Here is a 15,310-nt window from a genome sequence, read left to right on the forward strand (position 1 = left end):
ATATACTGTTGTTATATACAGTATTCGCATCACCGCCCTGGGCACAAGACTGCGGGCGACGAGCGGTCATGCTCACCGTACGGAAATCAGCCCCCGGCCAATGCCTGCAGGCGCTGCCAGTCGTGCAGAGGAATGTCGATGCCGACAGACAGACTCTGGACGCGCCGGGCGTATCGGCGCTCACCAGGCATTCTGGACTGTCCTGCACCGTGCAATTGCCTGACAAGTTCTTCGCTACGCTGCGCGAACGACTGACCCGCTCCCCTGTCGGGATCGATCACGATCAGCAACTGCCCTGTCCAGGGTGTCTGGGCTCCGGGGTGTCTGGACCAGTCGAACTCGAACGAAAAATGCCCTCCCGTCAGCCCCGCCGCCAGCAACTCCACCATCATGGAGAGTGCCGATCCCTTGTGACCGCCGAATGGCAGCAGTGCCCCGCCATCGAGAATGGCCCTCGGGTCCTCGGTAGGCTTTCCGCTGCGATCCACCCCCATCCCTGCGGGCAGCATCCGCCCTTCCCGCGCCGCGATCTGAACATCGCCATGGGCAATGGCACTGGTGGCCAGGTCGAAGACGATTGGATCACCGTCTGCACGGGGAGCCGCAAAAGCAATAGGGTTGGTACCGAACAATGGTTTTTCAGCGCCATGGGGCACGACGCAGGTCATGCTGTTGACGAGACTCAGCGCGACAAGCCCCTCTCGGGCGAATGGCTCGACATCCGGCCATAACGCGGCGAAATGGTGAGAGTTGCGGATGGCCAGGATTGCGATACCGGCCTTCCGGACCTTTTCAATGAGCCGTGAACGGGCCGCAGCCAGGGCTGGCTGGGCAAATCCGTTCGCGGCATCGACCCTGATGAAAGCATCAGCGACGTCCTCGACCACAGGCACAGCCTGACCATCGACCCAGCCACTGGCCAGCGACGAAAGATAACCCGGAATGCGAAAGATCCCATGGCTGTCGGAGCCATCGCGCTGTGCACTGGCACAGTTCTCGGACAGCACGCGGGCGACGTCTGGCGAGGTCCCGTGCTCAAGAAATATCCGGCGCAGCAGATCTACCAGTTGTAGGTATGAAACTGTTTGAACCTGTTCATCGCCACGCGCTTCAGACATCTGGAACTCCGCTATCAGGATTGAAAAGGGCCGCTTCATGACAACTGGAAACCGTGCCAAGTGCAACGCCGGAAACATTGATGGTTGTCTGACATCAATGAGAGCCGATCACATTCACGATGAAATAAGCCTCTGTCTGATACTCAATAGCCATACATTGTTCTCTCCAATGGAGATCAAGAGGTAGAATGCGTCAACGGTAAAGACCGGAGAGCCAATGAGCGCCCCAATCCTCAGCGAAGCAGAATATGACGCAATCACCGATGCCGCCGCGCACTGGTGCATGCGGCTGCACGCCGATGACTGCACGGACGCCGAGCGAAAGGTCTTTGCCCACTGGTTCAACGCTCATCCCCAGCACGCCATCGAATATGAAGCGATGCTGGAGATATGGGACATTTCCGAACAGGTCACGCCTGTCAATCCGGCACCTGTGATCGAGCTGAAACCCCAGACACCAAAACCGGCGCCCTACCGTTCACGCTCCCGGCGCCACTATGCCGTTGCTGCTGCCATTGCTGTCCTGGCCATTCCTCTGGCAGGCATTATCGGCTGGAACCAGGGCTGGCTGCCCAACGCTTACGACACTTATGAAGCCCAGGACGCCACCCGGGTCGTCACCATGGCCGATGGCAGCCGTGTGGAACTGAACCTGGGCACGCAACTGACCTACGCCAACTACAAGGATCGACGCAGTGTCACCCTGAGCAAGGGCGAAGCGTTCTTTGAAGTCAGCCATGACAGCACTCACCCGTTCGTGGTCAGCGCCGGTCAAGGCAGTGTCAGGGTGACAGGTACCCGCTTCAACGTCTGGATGTATCAGGAACAGGTGCGGGTCATGCTCGTGGAAGGTTCTGTTCAGGTCACCAGCGATCGCACCCTGCCCGGCACCGGTTATCCTCTGGCACCTGGCATGCAGGCCAGTTACAAGCCCGGCGACTCTCAGCCAAGAATCAGCGAAACCCGTGCAGGCGATACCAGCCTGGCGTGGCGTAATGGCAAGCTGATCTTCAATGACATGCCATTGAGCCAGGCACTGCCCCTGATAAACCGCTACCTGCCGACACCGATCCTGCTGGCCGACAACGCCACAGGCACGATTCGTCTGGGCGGCAGTTACAACACGCGTGACATGTCGAGCCTGCTGGCCTCCCTTCCCAAGGTGTTGCCGGTGTTCATCACGCAGAATCAGGAAGGCAAGCCGGTCATCAACAGACGCCAGTCGACAAGCCCCAGCAGTTGATTCCCTCCGAAACATGATGACTTCTTAATGTAAATGCGAAGCATTTTCACATTTTTTTGAGTAATCTCTCGCTATTATCCCGCCCGACTCACGAGAAACGCCCCAAAACAGGGCGTTTTATCCGAAATATCCGCGACGTCGACACGATCACATCGCTGAAAGGGCGCCCTCTCTACTCCATCGATATTAAGTTTTTATGTTTTTTTTCCATATCGATATGAGTTTTTTTAACGCTCGTTCGTCCTAGTAAATGAGTCTCGTTCAAAAATCCAATGAGTCGCGCTTGAAAAAGCCTGAAAAGGAGTTTGCGCATGTTCAATCGGCAAGGAATTACAACCCGCACGATGCTTCGGCAGACGGCCGTCTCTGCCCAGGCAGAATCCGCCACCCCGGAGACGGATCGCCCCAGCAATGAACATATAAGACTGCTGCTGAAAAGCTTCGGGTTGCGCACAAGCCTGGTCAGGCTCAAGGTGCTGGATGCCCTGCTCGCGGCCAATGACGAAGGTCAGCCGCTGGGGGTCCGGGGTGTACACAGCCAGTTATTGCGCCTGGATGTTCCGCTGTCGTTTCTCAGCGTGCGTGAAGTGCTCAAGCGTCTGTGCGACGAAGGTGTGATCAATCTCAACTCCGACAAGACCTACAGCCTGCACCCTCGCGCCTGGGAATGGTTGAACGAATCGAACAAGGATGACGTTCAGTGATTCCTGACGCGAGGAGCGCCACGATCAGCGCTTGACCTTACGTCGCAGAATGCCGTTCAGAATCACCACGACGACAGCGACGCTTATCGCGATGTACTGGAAGGTCTTCTCGCTAAGCACTCCACTGTTCTGCAAATGCGTCAGGCCCAGCATGATCGCCAGCACGGTCAGGGCAATCAGAATGGAGTAAATCAAACGCTGCTTGTTGGTCATAACGGTTTCCTGAATTCTTCATGGACAGCATCGGCTCTGCGCAAATGCGTGCATATGGTACGCCGATGAACCGTTTCTGGCACCGCCCCCCACTCTCTCCTGCGGTCTCTCTGACAGACACTCGGCACATTTGAACATTGCCGTGTGGATTTCACATGGTTTAATGCCGCCCTTAAACGTCGTTTAACGACCGTTCATGACTTGCCAAGGAGTTTCAACATGCCCCATGAAGGCAGCCTTTTACAGGCCGCAGTCGTGTTCCTGCTCGCCGCTGTATTGACCGTTCCACTGGCCAAGCGCCTGCAACTGGGTGCAGTGCTTGGCTATCTGTTCGCCGGAGTCATCATCGGCCCTTCGGTGCTCAAGCTTATCGCCAACCCTGAAAGCGTCAGCCATATTTCCGAGCTCGGGGTGGTTCTGCTGCTGTTTATCATTGGTCTCGAGTTGTCCCCCAAACGCTTGTGGGTCATGCGCAAGGCGGTCTTTGGCGTCGGCATGGCGCAGGTTCTGCTGACCGGCCTGATCATTGGCTGCGTAGCATTGCTGGCGTTCGAGCAGCCCTTGAATACCGCCGTGGTCCTGGGGCTTGGCCTGGCGTTGTCCTCCACCGCCTTTGGCCTGCAAAGCCTTGCCGAACGCAAGGAGTTGAACAGCCCGCACGGGAGACTGGCCTTTGCCATTCTGCTGTTTCAGGACATCGCGGCCATCCCGTTGATCGCCATGGTGCCGCTGCTGTCCGGCACCACCCACGAACATGACCTCAGCAGCCACGAGAGCCTGCGCCACGGCCTGCAGGTACTGGGCAGTATTGCGATCGTGGTCATCGGCGGCCGCTATCTGCTGCGCCCGGTGTTCCGCATCGTGGCCAAGACCGGCATCCAGGAGGTCTCGACCGCCACCGCCCTGCTGGTGGTGATTGGTACGGCCTGGCTGATGGATCAGGTGGGCGTGTCCATGGCTCTGGGAGCCTTCCTCGCCGGTCTGCTGCTGGCCGACTCGGAATACCGGCACGAACTGGAAGCCCAGATCGAACCCTTCAAAGGCCTGTTGCTCGGGCTGTTTTTCATCAGTGTCGGCATGGGAGCCAACATCAGCCTGTTGCTCAGTGAGCCGGTGCTGGTGATCGGGCTGACCCTGCTGCTGATTGCACTCAAGTTCCCGCTGCTGTTTTTCATCGGCCGCATGGCGGGCGGGCTGAACAAACAGAGCGCCCTGAGCCTGGGTCTGGTATTGGCGGCAGGCGGTGAATTCGCGTTCGTGGTGTTCAAGATCGGCAACGATCAGGGCCTGTTCGAGGCAAACCTGTACGACACGCTGGTGCTGACCATCACGCTGTCCATGGCCTTGACGCCCCTGCTCTTCATGGCGCTGGAACGCTGGATCAGGCCGAAGAAAAGACCGGTCGATGTACCGGACGAATATCGCGATATCCAGACCGATACCCCGCGTGTGGTGATTGCCGGCATGGGGCGCATGGGCCAGATCGTGGCGCGTATTCTGCGGGCGCAGAATATCTCCTTCATCGCACTGGATACCGCAGTGGAATCCATCGAGTTCTCGCGCAGCTTCGGCAATGTGCCCGTTTTCTATGGCGACCCGCTGAAGCCGGAAATCCTTCGGGCTGCCAAGGTCCATGAAGCGGAGTTCTTCGTCATCGCTACCGATGACCCCGACACCAACATCAAGACAGCCGAACTGGTACGCAAGCTGTACCCGGACATGAAGATCATTGCACGGGCCCGTAACCGGCAGCACGTTCACCGCCTGATCGACGTAGGTGCCCATGCGGTACGGGAAACCTTCTACTCCAGCCTGGAAATGAGCCGTCAGACCCTGGTGGGCCTGGGCTTGAGCCAGGCCCAGGCCGATGCCCGCATCAGCCGCTTCAAGCGCCACGACGAACAGGTACTGGCTGCGCAACATCTGGTGTATGACGACGAAGCCAAGGTCCTGCAAACCGCCCGGGAGGCCAGGGCGGAACTGGCGCAACTGTTCGAGGCGGACCGCAAGGACGAGGAATCGGAAAAACCTCTGGCCTGACGCGTTACCAGCCACCGCCCAGGGAGGCATACAGCCCGACCAGGGCCTGAGCCTGGGTGGTGGAGCTTTGAACCCATTGTTCCTGAGTGGCCAGCAGCGTGCGCTGCACACTCAGGACATTGAGGAAGTCCACCGCCCCTTCGACATACTGGCGTCTGGCTGTGCTCAGGGCGATACGGTTCTGATGCACCGCCTCTTCCAGCTTGCGCTGCTGCAACTGGCTGGCGTTGTACAGGCTCATGCTGTCATCGATTTCCTGCCAGGCTCGCAACACGGTCTGCTGATAGGCCAGCGCCGCTTCCTGTTCCTGCGCCTGACGCAAATGCAACATGCCGCGCAAACGCCCTCCTTCAAAGATCGGCAGACTGATCTGTGGGCCGATGCCGAACTGGCGCGAGCCCCAATTGCCAAAATCCGACAACTGCAAGGCCTGCATTCCGACATTGCCCGACAACACGATACGCGGATAGAAGTCCCCTTCGGCCACTCCGATACTGGCAGTGGCGGCATGCAATCGGGCTTCGGCACGACGGATATCCGGGCGGCGCTCGGCCAGTTCGGAAGGCAATCCCACCGGGACACTGGCAGGAACGGCCATCATCGGCACCGGCTTTTCCAGTTCGGCCTGAAGGGCACGGGGTGTTTGCGCCAACAATAAACCCAGGGCATTGATCAATTGCGCCTGTTGCTGCTCAAGAACAGGCAGGCGTGACTCGACGGCCGCCACTTGTGCTGCCGCTTCAGCCACATCCAGATCTGTGGCAACGCCGCTGCTCAGACGCACTTGTGACAGTTCCAGGCTGTTGCGCGACAAGTCCAGATTCTGACGGGTCACGCTCAGGGTGTTCTGCACGCCCCGCAGTTGCAGGTAGTCGCGTGCCACTTCCGCCTGCAAGGCCAGCAGTGCCGCACGCCGGTCGTTTTCCGCAACCTCGACGGTGGCATCCGCCGCCTCGACTTCACGCCTGACACGCCCCCAGAGGTCGATCTCCCAGCTGGCACTGATGCCGCCATCCCACTGACTGAAAGCCGACTTGCCTTCGTGACCCGAAGGATCGTTCAGGCCTTCACCGCTATTGCGCTTGCGTTGATAGCCAAGGTTGCCCCCGACATTGGGTACCTGTTCGCCCGCAACCACCTGCCGGGCCGCCCGGCTCTGGGCCAGACGTGCCCCTGCGATTTGCACATTCAGGTTGGAGGCCGAGGCACGGTCAATCAGGGATGACAACTGCGCATCCTGAAAGACTTCCCACCAACGAGCCTTTACCGGCGTCGCTTCAACCCGGCTGGCCGCCGTCTCGCCCTGCACCGGCAGCCACTGGACTTCGCTACTCGACGGACGCTGAAAGTCCTGTCCGACCTGACACCCCGCCAGGGCCATGCAGATCAAGGCCAGACGGCTTACCGTCATTGAACGACTCATAAGGCACTCACCTGCTTGTCCTGCCCGACTGACTGCGTATCGATACTCGCTTCCACGGACATACCGACACGCAGGTGTCCCGCCAGCACCTGGCCGGGGTCCAGCACAATCTTCACCGGAATGCGCTGCACCACCTTGGTGAAGTTGCCGGTTGCGTTGTCAGGACGAATCGCGGCAAAGGTGACACCGGTGGCCGGCGCGATACTCTCGACATGCGCCTTGAGCACTTCGCCCGGATAGGTATCGATGCGCACCTCTACCGCCTGGCCCACCGTGACGTGGGTCAACTGGGTTTCCTGGAAGTTGCCCACGACATAGGCATCCTCCAGCGGCACGATCGAAAGCAGCTTGCTGCCCGGATTGACGTAGTTGCCGACCCGTAGCGCACGCTCACCCACCATCCCGTCCACCGGCGCAACGATACGGGTATAGGACAGTTGCAGACGCGCCTGATCACGGGCGGCCTGTGCACGCTGCAAACCGGCTTCGGCACTGTGCTGCTGAGCCGTCAGAATATCGACCTGCTTGCGCTCGGCCGCCAGTGAGGCGGCAGCGCTGGCATGCTGGGCATTGGCGGTATCGATGCGATTGCGAGCCTGCTGGGCGTTCTGCACGGTCCCGGCTCCGGCACCGGCCAGGTGCTCATAACGGGTTCGCTCCTGCTCGGCGAACTTCACCGCAGCATTACTGGCGACCAGTGCGGCCTGAGCCTGGGCAATCACGGAAGTCTGACGCTGCAACAAGGCCGAGGCCTGTTCAAGCTGCGCCGCTGCCGTCAGAACACCCGCCTCGGCAGACGCCAGAGCGGTCTGTAAATCCCGGTCATCGATCTGCGCCAGTAACTGCCCGGCCTTGACCCGCTGGTTGTCCTCCACCAGCACCTGGCTGATGAAGCCCGAAATCTTCGGCGCTACCACGGAGTAGTCGGCAGAGATGAACGCATCGTTGGTGGTCTGCCGCGAGCCGTTTCCCGTCAGCGTATAAATGCCGAGACCGGCAAGCAGAATGGCAACGCCGCACAAGGTCAGGGTCTGTTTCGAAGTCATGTTCATGAAAGTGTTCTCGACGTTGAATTCAGTTCAAGGCACGTGGCGGATAGACCCGTGTCGGCATCAACGGGATCAGCAGGATCAGCGCGAAAGCCAGCCAGCCCATGCAGAAATAAAGGTCGGCGCTGGTCAACACCACCGCCTGTTCGTGCAGGCGATGGCTCAGGGAAGCGATCGAGTCGTCCGTAGCCAGCCACGGCGAATTACCCAGCCGGTCGACCAGCATGCTGGAGTGAAAATGCTGACGGGCGGTGGTCAGTGCCTCCAGCACACCGGTCGCCACCACCGCTGCCAGACCTCGCACGGTGTTGAACCATGACGAAGCAAAGGGACCGTCGGGGGGCGCGATACCACCGGTTGCCTGCATCAGCAGCGGCAGTACCGCCATGGGCTGAGCGACGATCTGCAACAGCTGCAAGGCATAGAAATTGTCGCGAATCCACTCCGACGTCATGTGAGTGGCCAGCGCGCAATACAACGCCAGCAATCCCAAACCGATCGCCAGAACCCAGCGGCAATCGACCCAGCGGATATTGCAGAGCGCGGCCACCAGAGGCAGCGCGAGCAATTGCGGCAGCGCCACGATCAGCATGAGCGGCGCCGTCTGCAGAGGACGATAACCATGCACCTGGGCCAGATAGGAAGACGGAATCGAAGCCACCGCCGTCAACACCACCAGCACACCGCCCAGCGTCAGCAAGGCGTGAGACAGATTGCGACTGCCCAGCATCTGCAGCTTGAAGAACGGCACGGGCGTGAACCATTCATTGATCATGAACGCCACCAACAGCACCAGACCGCCACCCAGCAAGGCACAGATCAGGTCGGACTCGAACCAGTCCAGCCGGTTGCCTTGCAGGATACCGATCACCAGAGCGGCAATCGCCGGTCCACCCAGCACAAGGCCGCGCCAGTTGAATTCCCTGAAACGCTCCAGACGCATGGGGTCCTGAGGAATCCCGTGAGCGACAGCCAGCATCGCGACCAGACACGGCGGGATGACTTGCCAGAAGGTCCACTGCCAGTTGAAGTGCTCAGTCCACAATGCCGCCAGCGGGGTTCCGAGGCTGGGACCAAAGGTGGCGGTCAGCGCATAACCGGCCAGGCCGTAGAGTTTGATGTTCGGCGGCAGAAAACGCAGCGCCACGGTCATCAGCATCGGCGGCAGGCAACCGGACGCCAGCCCTTGCAGAATGCGCAATACAAGCAGGCTGGGGTAATTCGGTGCCAGCGGGCACAGCAGCGCCAACACCACAAATACGCTGATGGCCCCGAGAGTAAAACGGCGCAGGGACAGGGTGACTGCAAACCAGGGCGCAAAAGCCATTGCCGCCACGGACGTTGCCGAATACCCGGCAATCAGCCAGGTCGCCTCATCCGCGCCAATGAACATGGCCCCCCGGATGTCCGCCATGGCCGTACGGGTAACCCCTTCGTTGATCCCCGCCACCAGCACGGCCAACAGAACCCCGACCAGACCGATCACGACCTGCAGACCGAAAGGGGCCGCAACAGGCCTTGCGGCCTGCGTTGTGATTGAGGAAAGGGATGACATAAAGCGGAGATTCCGGAGCGATTGAAAACCCCGGCAGTTTAAAAAGGACCGTCGCTCAGGAAAATTGACATTTCGGCAGCGTATAAATGCGCTGGACGCACGAATGCATCTGCATCACTGCGCGAATGTAGATTATTCAGGGAGGCTTCCCGGATAAATCCGGTCCTGCACAGAGCGTACAGCGCTATTCAGCGTAGGGGCTGTCCCAATAACGTTTGTGCATGCCGAGCTTCTTCTTGAGGCCCTTGGGCAAACGTTTTTCCTGCTTGCTCAACTTGTAGGCCAGCAACTTGAGGGCGTTGCGCACGAAGGACAGGGGCCACAACAGGAAACGTCGCTTGCCCAGAAAGGCCAGCTCCGACTTCACGTAACGCATCCCCTCACCCGCAATGCCACCGAAGGTTTCATAAATCCAGGACTCGCGAGACTGGAACACGCCAATGTCGAAGTACCGACAGAACTCCTCGCGCAGGCTGTAATTGTGGGAATGCCGACACACCGCCGAGCCTTCGTAAGCGACCTTCCAGCCATCGATCAACATCTTGGCGGTGACATACATGTCCTCGGACAGGATCACGTGCCGAGGGAAACCGCCAATCGCCAGCAACGCCTCACGGCGGTACGCCGCAAAGGAGTTCGACATGAACGGGGTCTTGATCCCCAGCCTTGCGGCATCGTCCAGGGTCTTGATCTGCGAGGTCGGCGGGTAGTTGAACAGCCGTGCGTGCTGCGCCAGCAGGTTGGCATCCTTGTGGGGCAATTGCCGCCCGCACACGGCTCCGACCCTGGGGTCAGCGAAAGGCAGCAGGATATTGGCGATGGCGTTGACGTCTTCCACGTAGGCGTCCTGGGTCATGTAGACGTAGACGTCATAGTCGGGGTTGAGCTCGACCATCATCTGCCGGGTGCCGCCGTGGTTGAAGTCCTTGCTGTCGATGCGGATCACGTTGGCGCATCGCGACCGCGCCAGCTCCAGCGTGCCATCCGAGGAGCTGGAATCGACGATCAGGGTATCGAACACAGCGGTCTGGGTAACCAGCGAGTCCAGCAGGCGCTCCAGATCCTTGCGCCCGTTATAGGTCGGAATGACACACGCCACTCTCAAAGACGGCATAACAATACTCCAGAGCAAAATCCCGATGCCCAACCTGTCAGCGTGTTTGAGGGTAGCTCATGGCTCGCCGGACGACCATTTGAATGAATGTGCTCAGCCCAGCACTTCGCTCAAGGGGATGAAATTGACCCAGTCACCCTCAGCAACGGTCGTGCCCTCCCGAACCTCGATCAGGCCGTCCGCCCAGGCCGCGCTGCGCAACACACCGGAGCTTTGATTGCTGTAAGCCACGGCACGGCCCTGCTCCAGACGCCCGCGCAGGTATTCGCGGCGATTGCCGGGCTTGTGCCAGACAAACCCGGCCGGGACCGGAAACTGCATGGGCGTGACGTCCGCGACGCCTTGACGACGCAGCAGATAGGCTCGTGCCAACAGCGCGAAAGTGACCAGCGTGGAAGCCGGATTACCGGGCAGACCGATCACCGGCACGCCACGGAAATGGCCGAAGGTCAGGGGTTTGCCCGGCTTGATGGCCAGCTTCCACAAGGACAGCTCACCCTCTTCACGCAAGGCGTGACCGAGAAAGTCCGCCTCACCGACGGAAACACCGCCCGTGGACAGAATCAGATCGACGCCCTTGAGCCCTGCCAGTGCGGCACGGGTCTTGTCCAGGTCGTCCGGCAGGATGCCGGCATCCACCACCTCACATTCAAGGCGCTTCAACCAGCTGCACAGCAGCACACGATTGCTGTTGTAGATCTGCCCGGGCCCCAGGGGTTGACCAGGCTCGATCAGTTCGTCGCCCGTGGACAGCACAGCCACCCGGACACGGCGTACAACCTCCAGCCCATCAAGACCCAGAGATGCCGCAAGTCCCAGCTCGATAGGCCCCAGACGAGTCCCGGCCGCCAGCACTTTGTCGCCCGATCGTGTTTCCTGCCCTTGAGGACGGATGTTCTGCCCGGCCTTCAATGGCTCGGTAAAGCGGACTCGCTGATCCGGCAGGACTTCCGTGTTTTCCTGCATCTCGACGCAATCGGCCCCCTCCGGCATGGGAGCGCCGGTAAAGATACGCGCACAGGTTCCGGCAACCAATGGTTCGGGAGCCTGCCCGGCAAAGATGCGCTGGCTGACCGGCAGCGGCTCGCCCGTCCAGTCGGACAGGCGCAGGGCATAGCCATCCATCGCGCTGTTGGGCCAGGGCGGCAGGTCAAGGGTGGACACCAGATCCACCGCCAGCACGCGGCCTTGGGCCTCTGCCAGCGGGACCCGCTCACGCTCGGTGATCGGTGAGCTTTCGGCCATCTCCATCAAGCGTGCGATGGCCTGTTCGACAGGCATCAGGGCCTTTGGCGCGCTGTTCATGCCCGCTTACCCTCGGGTCGCGCAGGGTTCGGCCTGCTTGAGGTGAGGCACGAAGTTGCACGGGCGGAAGCGCGAATCCAGTTGCTGGGACAGAATCCCGTCCCAGGCCGTGCGCACGGCATTGGTGGAACCGGGCAGACAACAGACCAGCGTACCGTTGGCCAGACCGGCCAGCGCACGGGACTGAATGGTCGACGTGCCGATATCCGGCACGGAAATCTGCCGGAACAACTCACCGAAGCCATCGACCTGCTTGTCCAGCAGGCAGCTCACCGCTTCGGGCGTACTGTCGCGCCCGGTGAACCCCGTGCCGCCGGTAATCAGCACCACCTGGACTTCATCATCGGCAATCCAGGTCGCAACCTGGGCGCGGATCTTGTACAGATCGTCCTTGAGCAATACACGCTCGATCAGGCTGTGACCGGCTTCGGTCAGACGATCGACGAACATCTGGCCCGAAGTATCGGTTTCACGGGTGCGGGTGTCGCTGACGGTCAGGACGGCAATATTCAGGGGTACAAAAGGTGTGTCAGCCTTGGCTTTCATGGCCTCGATCCGGTTGTGAAGGAAACAGGCCGGTGTTATATCACAGCACTCCTTTTGACTGCCCGGTGAGTCTTCCATGAATCTGTGTTCCACCCTGCCCTCGTGCTCGATTCTGTTGCTGGCCGGAGGCCGTGGGCAGCGCATGGGCGGGCGTGACAAAGGCCTGGTCGAATGGCAGGGCGAGCCCCTGATTCAGCACCTGCATCGCCTGACACGGCCTCTGACCGACGACCTGATCATTTCCTGCAACCGCAATCTGGAGCGTTACGCCGCGTATGCCGACCAACTGGTTCAGGACGATGACAGCGAGTTCCCGGGACCGCTGGCCGGCATCCGCGCCGCCCTGCCTCTTGCCCGGCACCCTCACCTGCTGGTACTGCCCTGCGATGCACCACTGATCGACAGCGACCTGCTGCGAGCCCTGCACAAGAGCGCACTGGAACACCCCGACCAGCCGGTCATGGTCCGCGAAGGCGAGCACTGGCAACCGTTGCTGTGCATCATCCCCACCGCCCAGGCCGCCGTTCTGGAAAGCGCCTGGCAGAACGGTGAACGCAGCCCGCGTCGGGCCATGCAGGCACTGCATCCTGTGGCTTTGCAACTGGAAGCGGGCGACCCGCGCCTGGCCAACCTCAATACACCCGATCTGCTGAGCCAGATCAATGATTCCCGATGCATGTGACTATTCATGGAACTTGCAGAAGGTGTATACGTCTGAGTGTCATTAACCAAGAATCCATCTGGAGACACAGTAATGAAACAACGCACCCTTCCTGCTGCCTTTCTGCTTGCACTGGGTATTGCCTCACTTGCCGGCTGCGCATCCCCCACTGTGATCACCCTGAACGATGGCCGTGAAATCCAGTCCGTGGATACGCCTCACTACGATGAAGATTCAGGCTTCTACGAGTTCAAGCAACTGGACGGCAAACAGACCCGAATCAACAAGGACCAGATCCGTACCGTCAAGGACCTGTGATCTGAACCCCTGAAATACAAAACCCGCCGTCGGCTCGCCAGGCGGGTTTTTATTGCCCTTCTTTTCAGGCTCTACCACTCCAGGCGCAGCCGACTCTCGAACTCACGGGGCTCTTCCGTAACCGGATCGATGAAGCGCAGCCCTTGCGCCAGCAACTTCAGCGGTTTGTCGTAATCATCGACCGCATCCCTGATGACGTCAGGATAGAACGGATCATTACAGATCGCCGCCCCCAGCGCCGCCATGTGCACCCGCAACTGGTGCTTCTTGCCTGTCACCGGGTACAACCCGTAACGCCATAATTCCCCGTTGCGCTCGCAGACTTCGATGCGGGTCTGGGTGTTGCTGGTGCCCGGCCCTTCCTGCATGCGGAAAAACGGCTCGCCATCCACCAGCCGGCTCTCATGCACACGAGGGAACTCAAGACCGGGCAACGCAGGCGCAATGGCTTCGTAGCGCTTGTCGATCCGTCGGGTGGGAAACAGTGCCTGATAGGCCGAGCGGCTTTGCCTGTTGGCCGAAAACAGCACCAGCCCCGCGGTATGCCGATCGATGCGATGCAGCGGCACCAGGTCCGGGTTGCCCAGCCGGTGAATCAAGCGCCTCAGCAGCGTTTGCTCGACGTATTCGCCCGCGGGTGTGACAGGCAAGAAGTGAGGCTTGTCGGCCACCACCAGATGTTCGTCCGCGTAGAGAATCGACTCCACGACCGGAATCGGCGTTTCGTTCGGAACTTCGCGAAAATAGTGGATCTTCAGCCCTTCACGATAAGCCAGGTCAGGCGCGATAGGCTGGCCATCGGCGTCCAGCACCCTGGCCCTGGCAATGCGATCCAGCCATTGCTCGCGGCTGATGGCGCTGAACCGTGCGCACAGGCAGTCGAGCACTGTCGTCCAGGGGCCGGGCGGCAGGTAAAGGGTGCTGGCCTGGTTATGTGCAGCGACGAAAACGGACTCGGACATGCGCGGGGCTGAACCTTCATCAATCGGGAAAAGACAGGTCGGCATTATCCCTCAAGGGCCTGCCGCCTGCTATCAGGGCGATAACCGCACAAAATCACCGCAACGCTTGCGATAGACACTGCGCCACTTTTAACCATCTGGTACATTTTGCCGAAAATATGCCCGCCACGGGCAATGGCGCCAAAACAAGAGACATACCGTCATGACCCAGATTGAAAGAAAGTCCGTTCTCGCCGGCCTGATCGGCTCGGGCATCCAGGCCTCGAGAACCCCGTCGATGCACGAGCATGAAGGCGATGCCCAAGGGCTTCGCTATCTGTATCGACTGATCGACCTCGACGCACTCAAGCTGGATATCCATGCCCTGCCCCGTCTGCTGGAAGGCGCCCGGACCAGTGGCTTCACCGGGCTGAACATCACCTTCCCTTGCAAACAGGCCGTCATTCCTCTCTTGGACGAGCTGTCCGATGAAGCCCGCGGCATCGGTGCCGTGAACACCGTGGTCTTCAAGAATGGCAAACGCATCGGGCACAACACCGATTGCCTGGGTTTTGCCGCAGGTCTGCAACGCGGGCTTGTCGATGCGTCACGCCGGCATGTGGTGCAGATGGGGGCTGGAGGTGCCGGTGCAGCGGTGGCCCATGCCTTGCTCAGTGAAGGCGTAGAACGCCTGAGTGTCTTCGAGGTGGAACCCGAGCGTGCTCAAGGGCTGGTGGACAACCTCAACCGGCATTTCGGTGCAGGCCGGGCGCAGGTGGGACTCAATCTGGCGGCGGCGATGGCCGAGGCCGACGGTCTGGTCAATACCACTCCTGTGGGCATGGCCAAACTGCCAGGCACACCGCTGCCGGTAGAGCTGCTGCGCCCGGAACTGTGGGTGGCGGAAATCATTTATTTCCCGCTGGAAACCGAACTGCTCAAGCATGCGCGAGCCTTGGGCTGCCGCACGCTCGATGGCTCGACCATGGCCGTGTTTCAGGCCGTGAAGGCGTTCGAGCTGTTCAGTGACCGCCCCGCCGATGCCGAACGCATGATGGCGCACTTCCACAGCCTGTGAAG

The 15,310-nt window shown here is 60.2% G+C and carries 15 protein-coding genes; 6 read left to right on the forward strand and 9 right to left on the reverse strand.

All coding sequences use genetic code 11. The features are described from left to right. Positions 1–86: 86 nt before the first annotated feature. Entirely contained in the window at positions 87–1,118 is a 1,032-nt protein-coding gene (locus ACIPY9_RS10440) for an Ldh family oxidoreductase (RefSeq protein ID WP_400700189.1), read from the reverse strand. A gap of 217 nt (positions 1,119–1,335) precedes the next feature. Here ACIPY9_RS10440 and ACIPY9_RS10445 point away from each other — a divergent pair, with 217 nt between their 5' ends. Beyond that, the gene (locus ACIPY9_RS10445) at positions 1,336–2,361 is read left to right on the forward strand and encodes a FecR family protein (protein WP_400700191.1); all 1,026 of its coding nucleotides are present in this window, start codon (positions 1,336–1,338) and stop codon (positions 2,359–2,361) included. A gap of 311 nt (positions 2,362–2,672) precedes the next feature. Next, positions 2,673–3,065 carry a Fe2+/Zn2+ uptake regulation protein gene (locus ACIPY9_RS10450; protein WP_400700193.1) on the forward strand — a complete coding sequence of 131 codons (393 nt, stop codon included), beginning with the start codon at positions 2,673–2,675 and terminating at the stop codon, positions 3,063–3,065. Positions 3,066–3,089: 24 nt separating this feature from the next. Here the strand turns inward: ACIPY9_RS10450 and ACIPY9_RS10455 are convergent, their stop codons facing one another. Next, positions 3,090–3,278, reverse strand: a complete 189-nt coding sequence (locus ACIPY9_RS10455) for a hypothetical protein (RefSeq protein WP_400700195.1) — start codon at positions 3,276–3,278, stop codon at positions 3,090–3,092. A gap of 219 nt (positions 3,279–3,497) precedes the next feature. Here ACIPY9_RS10455 and ACIPY9_RS10460 point away from each other — a divergent pair, with 219 nt between their 5' ends. After that, positions 3,498–5,318, forward strand: coding sequence for a monovalent cation:proton antiporter-2 (CPA2) family protein (locus ACIPY9_RS10460; RefSeq protein WP_400700197.1), 1,821 nt, complete (start codon positions 3,498–3,500; stop codon positions 5,316–5,318). 4 nt (positions 5,319–5,322) lie between these two features. Here the strand turns inward: ACIPY9_RS10460 and ACIPY9_RS10465 are convergent, their stop codons facing one another. From ACIPY9_RS10465 to moaB, 6 genes are all read right to left on the reverse strand, one after another. Then, the gene (locus tag ACIPY9_RS10465; RefSeq protein ID WP_400700199.1) at positions 5,323–6,741 is read right to left on the reverse strand and encodes an efflux transporter outer membrane subunit; all 1,419 of its coding nucleotides are present in this window, start codon (positions 6,739–6,741) and stop codon (positions 5,323–5,325) included. Continuing rightward, positions 6,738–7,787, reverse strand: a complete 1,050-nt coding sequence (locus tag ACIPY9_RS10470; RefSeq protein ID WP_400700374.1) for an HlyD family secretion protein — start codon at positions 7,785–7,787, stop codon at positions 6,738–6,740. Before ACIPY9_RS10470 ends, ACIPY9_RS10465 begins: the two co-directional genes overlap by 4 nt. Positions 7,788–7,815: 28 nt before the next feature. Further along, positions 7,816–9,345 (reverse strand): MFS transporter, encoded by a 1,530-nt coding sequence (locus tag ACIPY9_RS10475; protein WP_400700201.1) that lies wholly within the window; start codon positions 9,343–9,345, stop codon positions 7,816–7,818. A 184-nt stretch (positions 9,346–9,529) separates the two neighbouring features. After that, positions 9,530–10,459, reverse strand: coding sequence for a glycosyltransferase (locus ACIPY9_RS10480; RefSeq protein ID WP_400700203.1), 930 nt, complete (start codon positions 10,457–10,459; stop codon positions 9,530–9,532). Positions 10,460–10,552: 93 nt separating this feature from the next. Continuing rightward, positions 10,553–11,764 carry a gephyrin-like molybdotransferase Glp gene (gene glp / locus ACIPY9_RS10485; protein WP_400700205.1) on the reverse strand — a complete coding sequence of 404 codons (1,212 nt, stop codon included), beginning with the start codon at positions 11,762–11,764 and terminating at the stop codon, positions 10,553–10,555. A gap of 6 nt (positions 11,765–11,770) precedes the next feature. Continuing rightward, entirely contained in the window at positions 11,771–12,310 is a 540-nt protein-coding gene (gene moaB, locus ACIPY9_RS10490; protein WP_400700207.1) for a molybdenum cofactor biosynthesis protein B, read from the reverse strand. 76 nt (positions 12,311–12,386) lie between these two features. Between moaB and mobA the strand changes: the two genes are divergently transcribed. Then, on the forward strand, positions 12,387–12,992 hold the full coding sequence (mobA, locus tag ACIPY9_RS10495) for a molybdenum cofactor guanylyltransferase MobA (protein WP_400700209.1): 606 nt from the start codon (positions 12,387–12,389) through the stop codon (positions 12,990–12,992). A gap of 72 nt (positions 12,993–13,064) precedes the next feature. Beyond that, entirely contained in the window at positions 13,065–13,289 is a 225-nt protein-coding gene (locus tag ACIPY9_RS10500; RefSeq protein WP_400700211.1) for a YgdI/YgdR family lipoprotein, read from the forward strand. A gap of 71 nt (positions 13,290–13,360) precedes the next feature. On the opposite strand, the gene ACIPY9_RS10505 is transcribed toward ACIPY9_RS10500, so the two are convergent. Next, a complete protein-coding gene (locus tag ACIPY9_RS10505) occupies positions 13,361–14,251 on the reverse strand; it encodes a pseudouridine synthase (protein WP_400700213.1) in 891 nt (296 codons plus the stop codon). 202 nt (positions 14,252–14,453) lie between these two features. On the opposite strand from ACIPY9_RS10505, the gene ACIPY9_RS10510 reads away from it, so the two are divergent. Further along, positions 14,454–15,308 carry a shikimate dehydrogenase gene (locus ACIPY9_RS10510; RefSeq protein ID WP_400700215.1) on the forward strand — a complete coding sequence of 285 codons (855 nt, stop codon included), beginning with the start codon at positions 14,454–14,456 and terminating at the stop codon, positions 15,306–15,308. The last annotated feature ends 2 nt before the right edge of the window (positions 15,309–15,310 follow it).

Origin of the sequence: Pseudomonas sp. NPDC089734 (assembly GCF_044748865.1) — a bacterium.
Taxonomy (GTDB): domain Bacteria; phylum Pseudomonadota; class Gammaproteobacteria; order Pseudomonadales; family Pseudomonadaceae; genus Aquipseudomonas.

Coding starts and splice junctions, on each gene's coding strand:
- ACIPY9_RS10440 (WP_400700189.1), bottom strand. CDS start 1,118: ATGTCTGAAGCGCGTGGCGATGAACAGGTTCAAACAGTTTCATACCTA.
- ACIPY9_RS10445 (WP_400700191.1), top strand. CDS start 1,336: ATGAGCGCCCCAATCCTCAGCGAAGCAGAATATGACGCAATCACCGAT.
- ACIPY9_RS10450 (WP_400700193.1), top strand. CDS start 2,673: ATGTTCAATCGGCAAGGAATTACAACCCGCACGATGCTTCGGCAGACG.
- ACIPY9_RS10455 (WP_400700195.1), bottom strand. CDS start 3,278: ATGACCAACAAGCAGCGTTTGATTTACTCCATTCTGATTGCCCTGACC.
- ACIPY9_RS10460 (WP_400700197.1), top strand. CDS start 3,498: ATGCCCCATGAAGGCAGCCTTTTACAGGCCGCAGTCGTGTTCCTGCTC.
- ACIPY9_RS10465 (WP_400700199.1), bottom strand. CDS start 6,741: ATGAGTCGTTCAATGACGGTAAGCCGTCTGGCCTTGATCTGCATGGCC.
- ACIPY9_RS10470 (WP_400700374.1), bottom strand. CDS start 7,787: ATGACTTCGAAACAGACCCTGACCTTGTGCGGCGTTGCCATTCTGCTT.
- ACIPY9_RS10475 (WP_400700201.1), bottom strand. CDS start 9,345: ATGTCATCCCTTTCCTCAATCACAACGCAGGCCGCAAGGCCTGTTGCG.
- ACIPY9_RS10480 (WP_400700203.1), bottom strand. CDS start 10,459: ATGCCGTCTTTGAGAGTGGCGTGTGTCATTCCGACCTATAACGGGCGC.
- glp (WP_400700205.1), bottom strand. CDS start 11,764: ATGAACAGCGCGCCAAAGGCCCTGATGCCTGTCGAACAGGCCATCGCA.
- moaB (WP_400700207.1), bottom strand. CDS start 12,310: ATGAAAGCCAAGGCTGACACACCTTTTGTACCCCTGAATATTGCCGTC.
- mobA (WP_400700209.1), top strand. CDS start 12,387: ATGAATCTGTGTTCCACCCTGCCCTCGTGCTCGATTCTGTTGCTGGCC.
- ACIPY9_RS10500 (WP_400700211.1), top strand. CDS start 13,065: ATGAAACAACGCACCCTTCCTGCTGCCTTTCTGCTTGCACTGGGTATT.
- ACIPY9_RS10505 (WP_400700213.1), bottom strand. CDS start 14,251: ATGTCCGAGTCCGTTTTCGTCGCTGCACATAACCAGGCCAGCACCCTT.
- ACIPY9_RS10510 (WP_400700215.1), top strand. CDS start 14,454: ATGACCCAGATTGAAAGAAAGTCCGTTCTCGCCGGCCTGATCGGCTCG.